At 39.8% G+C, this 17,660-nt stretch carries 15 protein-coding genes and 1 pseudogene; 11 read left to right on the plus strand and 5 right to left on the minus strand.

From position 1 onward, the window contains the following. Window positions 1-238 precede the first annotated feature (238 nt). Together ACZ1G6_RS12175 and ACZ1G6_RS12180 are read left to right on the plus strand one after the other, a co-directional pair. Entirely contained in the window at window positions 239-550 is a 312-nt protein-coding gene (locus tag ACZ1G6_RS12175; protein WP_472616535.1) for a sortase family protein, read from the plus strand. Continuing rightward, window positions 534-806, plus strand: a complete 273-nt coding sequence (locus ACZ1G6_RS12180; RefSeq protein ID WP_472616536.1) for a class D sortase — start codon at window positions 534-536, stop codon at window positions 804-806. Before ACZ1G6_RS12175 ends, ACZ1G6_RS12180 begins: the two co-directional genes overlap by 17 nt. A 70-nt stretch (window positions 807-876) precedes the next feature. Here the strand turns inward: ACZ1G6_RS12180 and dsbC are convergent, their stop codons facing one another. After that, complete coding sequence (gene dsbC / locus ACZ1G6_RS12185; RefSeq protein ID WP_472616537.1) at window positions 877-1,605, minus strand: bifunctional protein-disulfide isomerase/oxidoreductase DsbC; 729 nt, start codon at window positions 1,603-1,605, stop codon at window positions 877-879. Between the two features lie 160 nt (window positions 1,606-1,765). After that, entirely contained in the window at window positions 1,766-2,674 is a 909-nt protein-coding gene (gene xerD / locus ACZ1G6_RS12190; RefSeq protein ID WP_472616538.1) for a site-specific tyrosine recombinase XerD, read from the minus strand. Window positions 2,675-2,968: 294 nt separating this feature from the next. Here xerD and ACZ1G6_RS12195 point away from each other — a divergent pair, with 294 nt between their 5' ends. Then, on the plus strand, window positions 2,969-4,876 hold the full coding sequence (locus ACZ1G6_RS12195) for a two-component regulator propeller domain-containing protein (protein ID WP_472616539.1): 1,908 nt from the start codon (window positions 2,969-2,971) through the stop codon (window positions 4,874-4,876). Between the two features lie 27 nt (window positions 4,877-4,903). After that, complete coding sequence (locus tag ACZ1G6_RS12200; protein WP_472616540.1) at window positions 4,904-5,851, plus strand: diguanylate cyclase; 948 nt, start codon at window positions 4,904-4,906, stop codon at window positions 5,849-5,851. Here ACZ1G6_RS12200 and djlA read toward each other — a convergent pair. Continuing rightward, window positions 5,848-6,714 (minus strand): co-chaperone DjlA, encoded by an 867-nt coding sequence (gene djlA / locus ACZ1G6_RS12205; protein ID WP_472616541.1) that lies wholly within the window; start codon window positions 6,712-6,714, stop codon window positions 5,848-5,850. The genes ACZ1G6_RS12200 and djlA overlap by 4 nt on opposite strands. 301 nt (window positions 6,715-7,015) lie before the next feature. Here djlA and ACZ1G6_RS12210 point away from each other — a divergent pair, with 301 nt between their 5' ends. From ACZ1G6_RS12210 to ACZ1G6_RS12240, 7 genes are all read left to right on the plus strand, one after another. Beyond that, window positions 7,016-9,184: an LPS-assembly protein LptD gene (locus ACZ1G6_RS12210; protein WP_472616542.1), complete on the plus strand. Its 2,169-nt coding sequence runs from the start codon at window positions 7,016-7,018 to the stop codon at window positions 9,182-9,184. An 18-nt stretch (window positions 9,185-9,202) separates the two neighbouring features. Next, window positions 9,203-10,498, plus strand: coding sequence for a peptidylprolyl isomerase SurA (gene surA, locus ACZ1G6_RS12215; protein ID WP_472616543.1), 1,296 nt, complete (start codon window positions 9,203-9,205; stop codon window positions 10,496-10,498). A gap of 108 nt (window positions 10,499-10,606) precedes the next feature. Then, entirely contained in the window at window positions 10,607-11,524 is a 918-nt protein-coding gene (pdxA, locus tag ACZ1G6_RS12220; RefSeq protein WP_472618983.1) for a 4-hydroxythreonine-4-phosphate dehydrogenase PdxA, read from the plus strand. A gap of 9 nt (window positions 11,525-11,533) precedes the next feature. Beyond that, window positions 11,534-12,355, plus strand: coding sequence for a 16S rRNA (adenine(1518)-N(6)/adenine(1519)-N(6))-dimethyltransferase RsmA (rsmA, locus tag ACZ1G6_RS12225; protein ID WP_472616544.1), 822 nt, complete (start codon window positions 11,534-11,536; stop codon window positions 12,353-12,355). Continuing rightward, a complete protein-coding gene (gene apaG / locus ACZ1G6_RS12230; protein WP_472616545.1) occupies window positions 12,333-12,710 on the plus strand; it encodes a Co2+/Mg2+ efflux protein ApaG in 378 nt (125 codons plus the stop codon). The genes rsmA and apaG overlap by 23 nt, the downstream gene beginning before the upstream one ends. Window positions 12,711-12,712: 2 nt before the next feature. Then, window positions 12,713-13,528 (plus strand): symmetrical bis(5'-nucleosyl)-tetraphosphatase, encoded by an 816-nt coding sequence (locus tag ACZ1G6_RS12235; RefSeq protein WP_472616546.1) that lies wholly within the window; start codon window positions 12,713-12,715, stop codon window positions 13,526-13,528. 72 nt (window positions 13,529-13,600) lie between these two features. After that, window positions 13,601-15,625: a methyl-accepting chemotaxis protein gene (locus ACZ1G6_RS12240; RefSeq protein ID WP_472616547.1), complete on the plus strand. Its 2,025-nt coding sequence runs from the start codon at window positions 13,601-13,603 to the stop codon at window positions 15,623-15,625. A 61-nt stretch (window positions 15,626-15,686) separates the two neighbouring features. Here the strand turns inward: ACZ1G6_RS12240 and lysC are convergent. After that, window positions 15,687-17,038: pseudogene (gene lysC / locus ACZ1G6_RS12245) on the minus strand (lysine-sensitive aspartokinase 3). A gap of 36 nt (window positions 17,039-17,074) precedes the next feature. Next, window positions 17,075-17,587 (minus strand): DUF192 domain-containing protein, encoded by a 513-nt coding sequence (locus ACZ1G6_RS12250; protein ID WP_472616548.1) that lies wholly within the window; start codon window positions 17,585-17,587, stop codon window positions 17,075-17,077. Between the last annotated feature and the right edge of the window lie 73 nt (window positions 17,588-17,660).

Consider the following 17,660-nt stretch of genomic DNA (forward strand, 5'->3'; position numbering starts at 1 on the left):
TGGTTAGTCAGTTCACCAGCTTAATTGCCATAGATAGAAGCGAACAAATTGCAAATAACACATTGGATAAGATGAGTTTAGCCCATAACACCGCTCTTCAATCCTTGCCTAGCACATCGACGTCTAGCCTCTTGAATCTTTTACTAGGTAGTATTTTATTCTTCATTACGTTTTTATTATGGCGCGGTCATTATTACATGAATAATAGTTCGCATTTTCTACCAAAAGGTAGAAAAAAATGAAGAATGCTAAATTACTGTATTATTCTATCACTTTTGGGGTTTTGACTTTAGCATGCATATTCACCGGAAAAGGACTATACATTCAATCCAAAGCGATAGTCGCTCAGCTTTTGATTGCAAATGCATATGATCAACAAGACAATCCTTCTGAACAAAATAAACCTTGGCCATGGGCTGACACCTACCCTTTAGCAAAGATGAGGATTGCACAACAAACTGATTATATTTTGGCAGGCGCAAGTGACCGAAATCTTGCATTTGGTCCAGCTTTAATGAGTCATTCTGCGTTATTTGAACAATACAGGTAATAGTGTTATCGTTGGCCATAGGGATACACATTTTTCACACCTTGAAGACGTGAAAGTGGGGCAAACTATTTACCTAGAGTCTAATGGACACGAAACCACATATGAAGTTAGTGACATTTTGATTGTCGATAAATCACAAACTTTTGTCGCGCAACCAACGCTTGAAAAGGTTTTAACATTGATTACTTGCTACCCATTTAACGATGTATCACCAAATCCATCTCTTCGATACGTTGTGCGGGCGGTCAAAGTATAACCATAGTAAGTACTCATACACAAAAAAGCCCCTACTTTAAGGGGCTCTTTATAATGTAGATATATGATGACTAGCTAGATTCTTCTAAGGCTTTTATCATGTCGTTAGCAGGTAAGTACCCCTTAACAAAAGTGCCATCAGGAAAAATAATATTTGGAGTACCATTGACACCAATTTGTTGCCCAAAACGATATTGCTCAGCAACTTCGTTTTCACAACTTGCACTAGGAACTGGTTTGCCTGCTTTTGCATCGGTAATTGCTTGATGAGGGTCCTCAGAGCACCAAATTGATACTGCATCTCGATATACTGAACTACCTAATCCTGCTCTTGGCCACGCAAAATAACGAACAGAAATACCCAAATCATTTAATAGCGCCATTTCATTATGGAGCTTTCGGCAATAGCCACAAGTGGCATCTGTGAAGACATTTATAACGTATTTTTCGTCTTTAGCTCCAAAGAAAATAGCTGAATCTTGAAATTTTTCTACGCCATCTAAACGCACTTGCTTTAAAGCAACTTCAGTCTCATCTACGATACCATTAGCCACATTGTACACGCGCGCCTGCAAGAAATAGTTACCGTCTTCACTTACATAAAACAAACCTCGGTCTGTATAGATTTGATATAGACCTGGTACTGGCGATTCTTCCAACTTGCTAATATTTAAATCAAGCTTTGCGCCTAGCTGTTGCACAAAAGCGTCGCTTTTGACTTGCGCATGGCTAATTGTTACTGCCAATACAGATAAAACCAACCCAGTCATAAGCTTTGTGTATAGAGATCTTAAATTCATTAATTACTTTCCAATATTAAAATGAGACTTAACCAGTCATATGACCGTCGATGCTTGTAAATAATTTCATTTTTTTACAAATACATCTTAATACGTTAATTGTAGAGCTTATTACGTATATATCGAGCGAAAAGAGTAAAACACGAGTGAATAAATGTGTCTAGCCTCTTGGATGATGATTTTTTACCAAGGATTGCAATCTTTGCGTAGCAACATGCGTGTAAATTTGCGTTGTCGATAAATCCGAATGTCCTAATAACATTTGAACAACCCTAAGGTCGGCGCCATGATTTAGTAAGTGAGTCGCAAAAGCATGTCGAAGCGTATGCGGGGACAAAGGAATATTAATGCCAGCATGCTTTGCATATAACTTGATACGATGCCAAAAAGTTTGCCTTGTCATCAGCGTGCCCCTTTTACTCGGAAATACAGTGTTACTAGGTGCTTTTAATAGTTCAGGTCGCGCCTCTTTCAAGTAGATTTGCAATGTCTCTAATGCATCTTCACCCATGGGCACTAAGCGTTCTTTATCTCCTTTCCCCGTAACTCTTATCACTCCTTGCAAAAGGCCCACTTGATGCATTTGTAGGTTGACCAGTTCGCTCACCCTTATTCCCGTAGCGTAAAGAAGCTCCAACATAGCTCGGTCTCGGATGTGAATGGCATCAATATGGTTGGGCGCCGCTAACAATGCGTCTACTTGCTTTTCACTTAAGGTACTAGGCAAATACTGTGGTAACTTAGGGTTATTAATATTCGCTATGGGGTTTGTGTCACATAAATTATTAGCGATTAAATAAACATAAAATGAACGTGCAGAACTTAGCAAGCGAGCAGTTGAACGTTGGCTCAAGTGCTGTTCTAATCGCCAAGCTAGGTAAGCCTGGATATGTGATTCGGACAAATCTGACAAGTCAATATCTTCAAAGTATTTTTGACAGAATATACCCAGTTTTTGCAAGTCAGAACGATAGGAATTGACTGTGTTTTCACTCAAGCCTTTCTCAATCCACAACATATTTAAAAAATTATCGATATGATTTTGGTTTGAGACTGATAAGGTTTTCATATTGTTTTTATTACCACGGTCACACTTTATACCTCAGTATGTTTATTGATACGTCTAGATCAAAGACCTAGTCGATGTATACAGATAACATAGACTTATGACTGGTTTTTACTGAAATTTTAGGTTTTCAGTGGTTTACAGACTACACTTGATAAATAATACCAAAGCGTGTAATCAAGATATACCGCCAGTGTGTTGTAATTATCTATAATGGGCAATGTGAATAACTATAATAAAGTAAGCGCAACTTTTTCTATCACGCTTTATTTGCAGAAAATCATTCTGTACGTTTTTTTGTGCCTTGTTTCCCTCACTGGTTTTGCCAATCAATATAACGGACCATTTTATAACGTAGATGATGGACTACCTCAAACGACGGTTGCCGCATTTGCGCAAGACATAGACGGATTTGTATGGATTGCTACACAGCAAGGTATTGCACGATTTGATGGCTATGAGTTTCTAGTCTACAAATACGACGAGGATCCAAGCTTGGGTTTACCCGCCTCGTATGCCAATAGTTTGACTTCTGATCCTAAAACAGGCGATATCTGGATAGGCACAATTAATGGCGTCACTAAGTATGACTACCAAAGTAAAACCTTTGAGCCTATCGAAGTTGTCGATATTGAAACTAAGACGAATAAATTCATCAAAAATATTAATGTTGATGAGCAAGGAAATATTTGGCTTGGAACGGAGTTTGGTCTTTATGTAAAGACGCTAGGTAGCGACAAATTTCAGGAAATTCAAACCAACTTAGCGCCTTTTTCTGTTAATCAAATTGCTTCTAGTTCAGACACCATTTATATCGCAACAAATAAAGGTTTGTTGCGATATGACTTATCTAATGAAGCTTTTGAAGCGCCATTAATGAACGGTCAAGAAATTACTGCCTTAGCAATTGATAGTGACTCAGTGATTTGGGTAGGCACAAAAGCAAAAGGTATTGTAAAGTTAAGCTTAGATGATTATAAACCAATGACCCATTTATCAGTTGCCGAGGGTTTGAAAAACGTTCACGTTATTGCCTTAGCTCTTGATGACAAAAATGACCTATGGATTGGCAGCCACAGTGGCTTAGAAAAATTTAATAGCCTTGAAGGAACGCTAAGTGCGGTGACAAGTGATGAAGAGGCGATAAATGTCTTGGCGATTAGTAATATTGAAGGCAATATCTTTTTTGGTTCTTTGAATCGAGGGTTCTCAATTATCAATAACAAAGAACCATCATTTGGAAAAATTGAACTGCCTGAGACTCAACCTACATATGGCATTTCAAGTGATCGTGATGGCAACATGTGGATTTCTGGACAATTAGGTATATATCAGTATTCACCCGAAACAAAGAATGTAAAAGGCCCTTTTCAGAAAAAAAGCGAGCGAAGTAACGAGCGTATCGTTGTTAATACTACCGATATTTTGGTATCAGGTTTGACCCAAGATGTTTGGGTCGGAACAAGATCTGGTTTGTATAAATTAAACAAGAATACTAAATTGTTAATCCCTGTCCTGCTAGATGGCAGTCTAATTTATTCGTTAGAAGAGGATGAAAAAGGATTTATTTGGGTAGGGACGGCAAATGATGGTACTTATCGAGTAAATCCTCAAACTGAGCAAATCACAGAAAAATGGGAAGTACCGCTCGCGTTGAGTATTTTTTACGAATCAGAGCAAAGCATCTGGGTAGCAAGTACTGGTGGCTTATATCAACTTAACTCTCAAGACCGAACATTTGAAATTTTTAAAAATGAGCCTGACAATAAAAATAGCCTTGCCTTTGATGTGGTCACCTGGATTTCTAAAATGAACGCCGACCAATATTTTGTTGGCACACAAAGCAAAGGCCTTCAAAGTATGAAGTTTGTTGATGGCAAACCCGTTTTTGAGCATTTATTCCAGAATACTCCTTTAGCATCAACGTCAATCGGTGCTGTCGTTCAAGATAATGATAATGTCTATTGGATAACAACAACCGAAGGGATTGTGCGAGTAAGTCCTGACCTTGCAAGTACGATATTTTATGGTGAGAAAGATGGTGCTGATGAGTCAGGATATTATGTTGGTGCTAGAGCCACCGATCAATTTGGTAATATCTATTTTTCTGGTGCAAACGGCACATCTGTGTTTAATCCCGATGATGTTATGCCTGACGCAAAAATGCCGCGTTTAAAAATGACCCAAATTAGACGTCTTAGCTAGGAGCAACAGCAACTAGAGAATATTAACATGGCTGATATTACAAATTCTCAACTCATATTACCGCCTGATGTCATCGCCATTGAGTTTGACTTTGCCGCACTAAACTTTAGCAATCCACAAAGCATCGATTACGCATACAAACTAGAGGGATTTCATAGTACTTGGCAATACACTGATGCGAAAAATAGAAAAATAACCTTTACTAATTTAGCTGCGGGTGATTATACGCTAAGAATAAGCTCTACTAATGAATATAAAATATGGAATCCAGAAGCTATATCTTTAAACCTTTTGGTTAAGCCACCTTGGTGGCGCAGCCCAGTTGGCATCGTTGCGTGGGTATGCTTATTTTGTCTGGCTGTATATGCACTCTTTAGATGGCGAACGTATTCGTTGTTTATGCAATCAAAACGATTAGCTTATATGGTAGATGAAAAGACACGAGACTTAGCGCAAGCAAATGAAAAATTACTTTATCTGTCAAATTCTGACACCTTGACCAAAACACTAAACAGAAGAGGCTTCAAGGAACATGCTACCAATGCTTTTTCACGCTTCAAACGTCATAAAGAGAACTTCTCATTAGTAATTATTGACGTTGATTTTTTTAAGAAAGTAAACGATGAACATGGCCATGATATTGGTGACCAAGTGTTAATTGATATTGCAGATATCTTTCAAAATAACATCCGAGCGCACGACATCATTGCAAGGTGGGGCGGAGAAGAGTTTATTGTGTTGCTGCCGGCCACAAATATACAAGAGGCGTATAATGTGGCTCAAAAACTAAGAAATAGAGTACAAGAAAACGACTTTGGCATCATATCTAAATCCACTAACCAGCCTCATTTATTAACTATCTCAGCGGGCGTAACTGATATCAAATTGGCACAAGACCTTGATACTTGTATTTCGCAAGCAGACAAAAACTTATATCAAGCTAAAAAACAAGGTCGTAATAGGGTCTGTTATTAACGTGTTCCTCTAGCTTCTTTTATCATTTGATAAGCTGCTTGGATATCCTGTGTTTTAGATTTAGCCATTTCTAGCGCTTCTTCAGGCAGACCTTTTGCCGATAATTTATCAGGGTGATGCAAAGACATTTGTTTTTTGTAAGCTCGTTTGACTTGTTTATCATCAGCTTGTTTATCGACCCCTAAAATATTGTAAGCATCGTTCAGTGATTCATAAGCGCCATATTTAAAAGGTCCACCCTGATGATGTGTATTGTCCTTTTTTTGGTAGGAAGATTGATGGGTATTTTTGCCTCTGAATCGCTGACTCGCCTCGTGCATACTGATTAAAAAGTGTAAATCTTTGGTAGAAAACCCAAGTGATTTGGCTACACGTTGCAACACTGAGACTTCTTGGGGAGCGAGCGAGCCGTCTGCATAAGCTGCTGAAATCAATATTTCTAAAAACACTCGCATAATATCGACACGTTGATGGCAATAACTTGAGAACTCCTTGAGCATGGTTTCTAAAGGGAAGTCTTTTTCTTTACCTTCCCTAAATGCTTGCTGCGCTTCGGTTCTCATTTGTCCTTTTAAGCCCATTTGGTCCATCAACTGAGTAGCTACTGCGATTTCCGATGAGGTAATTTTTCCATCAGCCTTACAAACATGACCTAAGCTTGAAAATACTGCATGAAAAAATATTGCTTGTTGTGTCATATCAGAGTGACTAGAGAAAAACCGTGCAAAACCACCTTTGTTTGCAAAGTCGCGACCATAGGCAGCATCAAACATGTGACCCACCAATAAGCCAATAAATAGACCTGGTATTTTCATAACCGCTAAACCGATTACTGCACCAATAATTTTTCCAAAAATGGGCATTTGTGCCACTTCCTCCGCATAGCCGTTCTTTTTTGAGCTTTATTTACATGTTTTTCTTGGTAAATGGTATTATAACCATTAAAATTACAAGGTTGTTAAGCATTCTCATAATTTAAGTGGCAAATTAAGCTCAGCACACTGTATTTTCATCCGTAATTGAACCATATTATTAGCGTCGGTATCATAAAAATTAATGCAAGTTCTCTCTTTTAAAGTTGTTGGTGCGTCGCAGACAAAGTGGTCAATTACCGAGCGCTCACGACTCTTTCCGTTTTTTTTCGTCAGTGTATGTTTTTGCACTATGGCAAATTCACAAGCGTTTGCTCAAGAACAATGTCCGACCAATGCGTTTGAATTTATTCCTCCTATTGTTGAAGAAGGCCAAGTAATAGTAACCTCAGAATCGGCGCTTGTGGTAAAAGATCAAGTTGCAGCATTTGAGGGCAGTGTATCGATCAAAAGTCCCTCTTCTATCATTACCGCTGATAGTGCAAATATATCGTCAAGTTCAAACGACTTAAACGCTACAGGTGATGTCAGGTATACCGATGAACTACTGCAGGTTGATAGCGAATCTATTGTTCTAGATGGCGAACTTAAGCTTTTACAAATGCAAGAAAGTGAGTACAAATTAAGTGGTGTCAATGGACGAGGTGGCGCTGACCTTATCGCTATTTCTGGTGAACAAGGTGTATCTTTAGAAAATGTTACATTTACCACTTGCCCAGAAGGCGGTGAAGATTGGCAAATAAAAGCATCTGAAATTACAATCGAAAAAGATCTGCCTTTTGGCCAGGCTTACAACACTCGCTTTTACGTGGCCGGCGTACCGGTTTTTTACTTACCCTATTTTGCTTTTCCCATTACTACCGAACGCCAGTCTGGGCTTTTGTTTCCACAAATAGGTAGTAGTTCAAATACTGGCGTTGAGTATGAGCAACCCTACTATTGGAATATCGCGCCGAATGTAGATGCAACCTTATCAGCTCGCTTGATGTCCTTAAGAGGAGTTCAGTTAAAATCTGAACTTCGATACTTAAGCAAACACCACCAAGGCGAATTGCAAATTGAATATCTTCCTGAAGACAGAGACCGTGCTGATAAAGCAAAACGCTACTTTTACCGTTTTTTACACCGCGGAAAACTCGCAGATAATTGGTCTATTGCAGCTGATATTAGTGACCTTAGCGATAACAACTATATAATCGACCTAGGTTCAGACTATTATAATCAAGCAGACACTCATTTATATCGACAACTTGGGGTGAATTACGCATCAGAAGAAATTGATTTCTCGATGTTTGTGAGAGATTTTGCGACAATCGGTGATGTTGCTGATAATTATAGAGCTCTGCCTGAAGCAAAACTAACCTACAATACTGACTTAAGCGATTTAGTTGATTTCGGTATCCATTCTGAAGTTGCCTTTTTTGACAACGACAATGTCAATGCTCCTAACGCTTTTCGTTTCCATATAGAACCATCCGTTAGCATTCCTTACCAGCAAGCGTGGGGAGAGTTACTTGCGCAAGCCAGTGTTATGCACACTTACTATCAACAAGATTTAAAAGACGGCATACAAGGATTAAATGAAGATGTTTCGCGAACACTTGGGCAACTTCGTTTGTATGGGTCGTTAATATTTGAACGAGACCAACGCGTGTTTGGAGATGACTTCACACTTACACTTGAACCTAAATCACAATATCTGTACACCAGTTATGAAGACCAAAGTGATATCGGTTTATATGACACCACTCCTATTTTGACCAATTTTAGCAATTTATTTAGAGGCCAAGAGTTTACAGGGCTAGATCGTATTAATGACAACAATCAATTTACTTTAGGTGCAACATCTCGTTTAATTGACAAAAACAATAATGAAGTATTTGTTGCTAGCGTGGGACAAATTATATATGTCGACGACGCAAGACTCATTGACAGCGTTCGAGAAGGTAATCGCTCGTCAATCGCCGCAGAAATTGACTGGCAAGTGAACCAAAACTGGCTTTTGCACTCTGATATACAAGTTGGTAATCAATCAAGCAAGGTTGAAAGAAGTAGTTTTTCAACAGAGTATAGACTCAGTGAGAATAAACGCTTACAACTAAACCACCGATACATTAGAGCACTGTCAAATGAGAGGATTGATCAGGTTGGCGTATCTGCAAGCTGGCCCATTAACAAAGACTGGCATTGGGTAGGTCGCTATTACCGAGACTTAAATCGCTCAAGGAGCATCGAGAGCTTCGCTGGTGTGGAATATGAAAGTTGTTGCTGGGCGATACGTGTTACCGCACGAAGAGAGCTTGCAGCCAGATTTAACGATAATGGTATACGCAATTTAAATGAATTTGAAAGCGGAATTGCTGTACAATTTGTATTTAAAGGAATGGGTAATAGTCGAAGCAAGTCTGATATGCTAAGCCAAGGATTATTTGGCTATCGTCAGCCCTTTGTATTGAACTAACCTTACGATAGAGAAGTTATGAAAAAAATAGTAGTCCCCTTAATAATGATAATCAGTATGTTGTCTAGCGCTAGCATTGCGCAAACACGACAACTGCTGGATAAAGTGGCCGTGATCGTAGACCAAGGCGTTATTTTAGAGAGTGAAATCGCTGAGTTAGTTCAGGGCGTTAAAGCAAATGCGTTGACAAGCGGTCAAACACTCCCTTCTGACGCAGCTCTGCGAAGACAAGCAATTGAAAGGCTAATTCTAGAAAACCTGCAATCGCAAATGGCAGAACGGATGGGGATACAAATTAGTGATCCACAGCTTGATCAAACAATAGAAAATATCGCCGCTCAACAAGGCATTACCATGCCTGTCTTTCGCCAAGAATTAGCACGACAGGGCTTAGCTTATGAGGTTTATCGTGAAGAGATCCGTAGTGAGCTGATTAGTGGTGAAGTTAGACGCGCGAATGTAAGACGTCGTGTTTATATTACCCAACAAGAAATTGATACATTATTGACGTTAATCAATGAGCAAGGAGCGGAGCAAGCTGAATATAGACTCGGACACATACTGATTGATGTTCCTAGTGATGCTACCGAAGAGGATATTACCGATTCAAGAGTAAGAGCAGAACGAGTGATTGAATTGCTAACTAACGGGTCTGATTTTACACGTATTGCCATAGCGGCATCATCTGGCGCAAAAGCCTTAGAAGGTGGAGATATGGGCTGGATGAATGTGAATTCGATGCCAACTTTATTTGCTGAAGCCGTCCAAGGTAAAAAGAAAGATGAAATAATTGGACCAATTAGAAGTGGTGCTGGATTTCATATTTTAAAAATTGCGGATACGCGCGGTGTAGAAATTGTAGAAATTGAAGAAGTAAATGCAAGACACATCTTGGTGACGCCTTCTGTTATCTTAAGTGATAACAAAGCTAAAGAAATGCTGAGTCAGTTTCGACAAGACATCATTGCAGGCAATGCAGATTTTGAAGAGCTTGCAAAGGAGTATTCTGAAGACCCAGGCTCTGCACTTCGAGGAGGCGAGCTAGGGTGGAATGATCCAAGTATTTATGTGCCTGAATTTAGAGATGCCTTGGCACTGCTAGAAAAAGATGAGTTTAGCCAGCCTATTCGTTCACAACATGGTTGGCACTTAATCCAACTGATAGATAGACGAACAGATGACGCTACAGAAAAACGTAAGGAAGATCGTGCTTATCAGCTTATTTTCAATCGTAAATTCCAAGAAGAAACCGACAATTGGCTACGCGAAATGCGCGACCAAGCATATATTGAAGTGCTTGATGAAAACGTTTAACGGCAACTCTTTAGCACTTAGGATCCGCTCTTTATATGAGTAATGAATTGATAAAGCTTGCCGTCACGCCTTGGCGAACCTGCAGGGATAGGACCAGATCTTATGATCATGTTATCCCAACGCCCTTGGGACGCTCAATTGGTCTTGTTTGCTGATATCGATATGCTTAATCAAAGAGCGATAGACTTGGGGATTGAAGTTGACATTATTCCGTATTCCCAAACTAAACCTCAGCCTCATATCGCAGGGCAACTCGTTGTACAACACGTTCCTTGCGCATCAAAAGTAAACGTCGGTACACTTAATAGTGACAATGGTCACTATGTTGTTGATACCTTAAGGCTTGCTTGTGAAGCCAATATAAAAGGGGATTTTGACGCTGTCGTGACAGGCCCAGTTCATAAAGGCATTATCAATAAAGCCGGTATCTCTTTTTCTGGCCACACAGAGTATTTTGCACAACAATCAAATACTGCAGATGTAGTAATGATGTTGGCAACTGATGGACTACGAGTATGCTTAGCTACTACTCACATACCACTTGCTTATGTCAGCAAAGCCATTACGCCCCAACGTATAGAAAAAGTGCTTGGCATTATGCACAATGACTTACAGCAAAAATTTGGTATCGAACAACCAAGTATTTACGTATGCGGACTCAATCCTCATGCGGGAGAAGACGGACATTTAGGAAACGAAGAAATTCAGACTATCACGCCTACTCTCAATCACTTAAGAGCACAAGGCATGGATTTAGTCGGCCCTTTGCCTGCAGACACAATATTTCAACCTAAATACTTAGACCAAGCCGACGCCGTGCTAGCGATGTATCACGACCAAGGTTTGCCTGTTCTAAAGTTTAAGGGCTTTGGTAACTCCGTCAATATTACACTGGGCTTGCCTTTTGTTCGTACATCTGTTGATCATGGCACTGCAATTGATTTGGCTGGCACTGGACAAGCAGATACAGGCAGTATGCAACGTGCGCTAAGTGAAGCAATTAAACTTGCTAAACGAAAAAAGTGATCAACAAAGATGACAAATAAACATCTAGGACATACGGCGAGAAAACGCTTTGGGCAAAATTTCCTGCATGACGACTACATCATTGACAAAATTGTCAGTACCATTAATCCCTTAAAAGGCCAAAATCTAATTGAAATTGGACCAGGTTTAGGGGCATTGACAGAGCCAGTCGCCGAGCTTGTCGAAAAGCTAACTGTGGTTGAACTTGATAGAGATCTTGCAAAAAGGCTTCGTTCTCACCCTTTTATCCAAGATAAGCTTGATGTGATCGAAAGTGATGCGCTTAAATATGATTTTTCCAGCTTGGCTGATAGGGGCAAGCTTCGTGTATTTGGCAATCTTCCTTATAATATTTCAACACCACTGATGTTTCATTTGTTTAAGTATTGTAACGAGATTCAAGACATGCACTTTATGCTCCAACATGAAGTTGTAAAACGCTTATGTGCAAAAAGTGGCGATAAACTGTATGGCAGACTATCGGTAATGGCTCAGTATTACTGCAGCGCTATACCGGTTGTCATGGTGCCGCCATCATCGTTTAAACCAGCCCCTAAAGTTGACTCAGCAGTGGTTCGTTTAGTACCTCACCTAAATCCTCCGGTAACGCTTAAGAATATTGACAGCTTGCAGCTTATTGTCACCGCAGCGTTTAATCAACGAAGAAAAACCATCCGAAATAGTTTAAAAAACTTGTTGGATGAATCACAAATCATTACATTAGACATACGTCCAGACATAAGAGCCGAGCAACTCACTTTAGATGAGTTTGCAAGACTTGCTAATAAAGTATTTGATTTATCACAACATGCATCAACACGTAACGATTAAAGTCGATTCTTCATATATAGGTAAACAAAATAAGCCCAATCAGACCGATGTGTTCGTATTTAGCTATACTGTCCACATTCGCAATGATAATCCAGAAAGCATAAAGCTATTAAACCGCTATTGGCTCATTACCGATGGAAATGGTGAGAAAGTAGAGGTTTCTGGGGAAGGCGTGATTGGAGAGCAGCCTATCATCGGATATGACAAAACATATCAATACACAAGTGCCTCAATGATTAAAACACAAGTTGGGACCATGCAAGGCTATTATGAGTTTTATTGCGCTGAAAATGACACAACATTTAAAGCAAATATACCCGTCTTTAACCTATCTGTGCCCAATAGCTTGCACTAATCATGAGTAATTTTGTCGTAGGGGATATTCAAGGTTGTTATCAAGGCTTGAAAAAGCTGCTGAAAAAAGCAAGTTTTGACCCTGACAAAGACAAATTATGGGCGGTCGGCGATTTAGTTGCAAGAGGCCCCGATAGTCTAAAAACAATGGCATTTTTGTATGAACTTGGCGATAGCTTTGACACTGTCTTAGGCAATCATGATCTGCATTTAATTGCGATTGCACACAAGGTAGTAAAACCTAAAGCACAAGATAAACTAGAAGCCTTGTTAAAACACAAACATATAGACCGTTATATTGAGTTTCTAATGACAAAGCCATTGGCTTTATCGCCTGCTAAAGACACCTTACTTTCTCACGCAGGGTTATATCCGAAATGGTCAATAAAAAAAGCGCTTAAGTTGTCAAAAGAGGTACAAGATAAATTACAAAGCAAATCAGCTGAGACCTTCTTAAAAAACATGTATGGAAATCAGCCCAATGTTTGGGACAAAGCACTTGATGAAACCCAACGACTGCGCTTTATCATTAATACGTTTACGCGTATGCGGTTTATTAATCAACAGTATGCCTTAGATTTTACAGGTAAATCTCATCCTAAAAATGCTTGTGGTTCTGTCTTACCTTGGTTTGCCTACACAAATCCAAAACTCAAGTCGAGCCATCGAATTGTGTTTGGGCATTGGGCATCCCTGTTAGGAGATACAAGCCTTAATCATTGCGGAGCACAAATATTCCCTTTGGACACGGGGTTTGTATGGGGTAATACCATGAGCTTGTTAAATCTAGAGACCAACAAAATAATCCAATATCCGTAATAAAGTTCTGCTCTTGCATGACGATAACCTAAGTTAGAAATCTTATACAATTGCTTTAACTTTGGAGTCATCATGAAATTAACAGTGGCAAAACGTGTCTATGGCGGATTCTTAGCCGTCACAGTTTTACTGTTCGTAATAGGCGTGTCATCGCTTGTTAGTTTAAATAAGATTGGTAGTAAATCAGAACAATTAAGTACCATAGCATTGCCAACTGTTGCTGGCAGCTCAGACCTAAAAGCATCTTTTATTAACATGGGTCGTCTTACTTTCGAAGGTTTTATTTCACAAAATGAATCCGAAGTTGTTGCTAAACAGGAAGCTTATGCCGATGCAAAAGCTTTATTTGACGTGACGCTAAACGAACTACAAACGGTCACGCAAGCCGATCCCATGCTAAAGAGTTCGGTTGATTCAATTAAGCTTTCCTATGATGAATACAACCTTAGTGCGCAGGGTATGTTTGAATCACACATACGTGCAATTGAATTATACAGCAGCTATTCAGACATGGTGAGCGATCTAGAAGAGAATATTGACGATGCGTCATCGCTATTACTCGACTTTACCGACCTAGATGAAATTTCGGAGTCTGATGCCTTACAAGATGCTGCAGACTTAGCAGAATCCCTAGAGTCTGGCTTGTTGCAGTTGCTAAGTACTACTACAGAATATACCGCAACAGAAACTATGCAACGGGCAGATCTGCGCAGCAAAGAAGTGAATGTAATTTTACAACAATCTAAAGAGCGTCTTGCCAATGTGATGAATGCAGCAAATGGTGAGGATTCTTCCGGCACTCTCGATGAAGTGGCTGATTTAGTAACACAAGTCGAACGAATGATCATTAACCCGCAAGGTTTATTGGCCACTAAAATCGATCAGCTAAAATCAGTCGAGATGGCAGCAGAATTGCTGTTATCGTCTGACCAAAAAATTACTGACGCAATTGCTCAACTTAATGAGCTAAATGATATGGCTGATACATCGGCCCTTAGTGTAAAAGAAAGTGTTGACGGTCAAATAACGTCAAGTACCGTTATTGTAATCTCACTCATTATATTATCGGTGGTGGTGAGTGTTGGCGTAGCTTATATCAGCGTAAATGCAATGCAAAAACCACTAGCTAAAGTTAATCAATTATTACAAATAGCCTCATCTGGTGACTTAACACACCGCATGGACGATTCATCACAGGACGAATTTGGTGAGTTAGCACGAAATTGTAACGGTTTGATTGATAACCTCAAAGAGCTTATCTATGTCATTAATCAGCGCGCTGATCAACTGGCGGCAGCAAGTGGTGAAACATCAGCTGTTACCTTGCAAACAACGGCGTCAATTGAAGATCAAAAATCTCAAATCTCGCAAGTGGCAGCAGCTACTACCGAGATGCATACTACCTCGGAACTAGTCACAACTAATGCTGATGATACCTTAAAGCAAATTAAGCATGCTGATGTTGAAGCGGAAAAAGTAAAAGCAATATCTGCCCGCAACAAATCAACAATACAAGTACTTGCTAATGACGTTGAACAAGCAGCAGAAGTTATTAATAAATTACATCAAGACAGCGCAAGTATTGGTGGGATATTAGATGTTATTCGTGGTGTCGCTGACCAGACGAATCTACTAGCGCTTAATGCAGCTATTGAAGCTGCAAGAGCAGGTGAGCAAGGTCGCGGATTTGCTGTTGTTGCTGACGAAGTTAGAACCTTAGCAAGCCGAACTCAAAAATCTACATCTGAAATTAACTCCATGATTGAAGTGCTACAAGCTGGTGCTGAAAAAGCAGTATCGGTCATGAATCAAGGTAAAGAGCAAACGGTAGCATGCGTTGAAGAAACAGAAAAAGCCGGTGAAGCTCTTGAACTCATCACTGATGCGGTGCATAAAGCACACGAAGTAAGTACTCGCATTGAACATGCTGCCAGAGAGCAAAATGCGGTTTCTTCTGAAATAAGTGAACGTCTTGAAAGTATTGTTGGGATTGCCGAACAAACATCTGTTGGGGCCAAACAAACATCTGACTCAAGTGCTGAGGTCGCTAAACTGGCCGAAGAGCTACAAGAATCAATTGGGCGATTTAAAGTCTAAGCATGATAATCTAAAAAAAGGGCGCTTTCAAAGCGCCCTTTTTTAATTAAATCGCGTGTGCTTACTCAAAAAGAGCGGCGTGTAATGACATTACCGCTTCGTCACTATCTTGTTTGCTAATCACCACAGATAAGTTATGTACGTTTGCGCCGAAACATATCATTCGTAGATTGAGATCACTGATAGCAGAGAATATCTTAGACGAGACACCAGCCTCACTGTGCATGTTGTTTCCTACTACGGTCACCACATCAAGATCGCGCTCAACACTCACTTCACATATATTACTTAACTCTACAAAAGTTTCGTTATTCATTTTCTCAGATATTGAGTTTGGTGGATTATCCAGCGTAAATGAAACCGCAATTTCTGACGTAGTGATCAAATCAACACTCAACTCGTGCTTTGCAATAATGTGAAATACTCTCTCAAGGAAGCCTTGTGCATACATCATTTTAGGCGTTTTTACCGTCACTAAAACTTGCTCTCGCCTTCTAGTAACTGCTCTAAATGCTGGCTCGTGCTCACAGTCTCTTCGAATCCATGTCCCCCCTTTGTCGGCTTCTTTACTTGAGCCAACAAAGACTTGAATATTTTGTCGAAGCGCAGGCTCCATTGTCGCTGGATGTAATACCTTAGCGCCGAAAGTTGCCATTTCAGCAGCTTCTTCGAAACTAAGCTCTGGCAGAGGACGCGCCTTATCAGTAATTCTAGGATCTGTTGTGTATACGCCAATTACATCGGTCCAAATTTCACATGTTTGCGCTTCAATAGCCTCAGCTAAAAGGGCAGCAGTAAAGTCCGACCCACCTCGACCCAGTGTGGTTGTTCTGCCTTGCTCATCTGCTCCCACAAATCCCTGTGTAACCACTACATGTTCCTTAATTTCTGGGATTAGCAATTGTGCGCAAAGGGATTTGATAGCGTTTAAATCAGGAGAAGCATGTGTAAATTTATCATCGGTTCTTAAGACTTTGCGGGCATCGAAATTAATCGCTCTTAGGCCATTTTCACGTAAAATTGCGGCACATAATAAAGATGACATGCGTTCACCCATTGACAGTAACGCATCTTTGATATCATCAGAGTAATTAATCTCTTCGTGCCTATAGCGTAGGCCTCAAGTTCCTCTAATAGTGTAAATAGTTTGTCTTCTACTTCACTTGGTTTTTTTAATTGATTAAGTATCGCAAATTCAGTTTTACGAATATTCTCAATAACATCGCTAATTTGCTCACTGGTTAGCGCAGTGTTAGCAAGCAAAACAAGATTATTTGTAACACCCGCGGCTGCGCTTACCACGACAACCTTTGTACTTGGGTTGTTAACTACAATTTGGGCGCAATTATTAATGGTTTCATAATTGGCCACACTAGTGCCGCCAAATTTGGCAACGTTTAGTGAGACGTGCATAGTGTTTCCTTTAAATGATAAAAGTAATATCCAGTGTTAATTGCTATGAACCTTAAGCGTATCGCCGATTTTTACATTATTAGTTGCAAACCAACCCTGATTCATTTCTAGTGCAAATAAGATGGGCTCTGGCGAATATACAGATGTTAAATCATGAGGTGTAAGCGCCTGAATATCCACTATTTCTCCATCGTCTTTAATATATGCTAAATCAAGGGGGATATAGGTATTTTTCATCCAAATACTTGCCACTTTTACTGAATCAAAGCGAAAAAGCATGCCGCAGTCATCACACATTTGGCGTCGGTACATAAGCCCTAATTGTCTTTTAGCAGGCGTATCTGCATATGCAACACGAAGGGTTTTTCCGTTTAGCTCAATGGTAATTTTACCATCGTCAGAAACAATAGCAGATTCACTTTGTGTAAATTCGCTTTGGGCGTTATCAACAGCCTCTTCTTGTGCTAACACAAATGAAATCGAACATAGCAATGCAAGGACTAAGGTCCCCCCTTTGACAACGCGCTTATATGCTTTTGTTGGACTCATAATACTTTTCCTTTGTGAGGGTAAATTAGCAGTATCTTACTTTAAATAGCGTTATAAATAAAAAAGCCGGGAA

The sequence above is a fragment of the Glaciecola sp. HA4-3 genome (assembly GCF_055693685.1).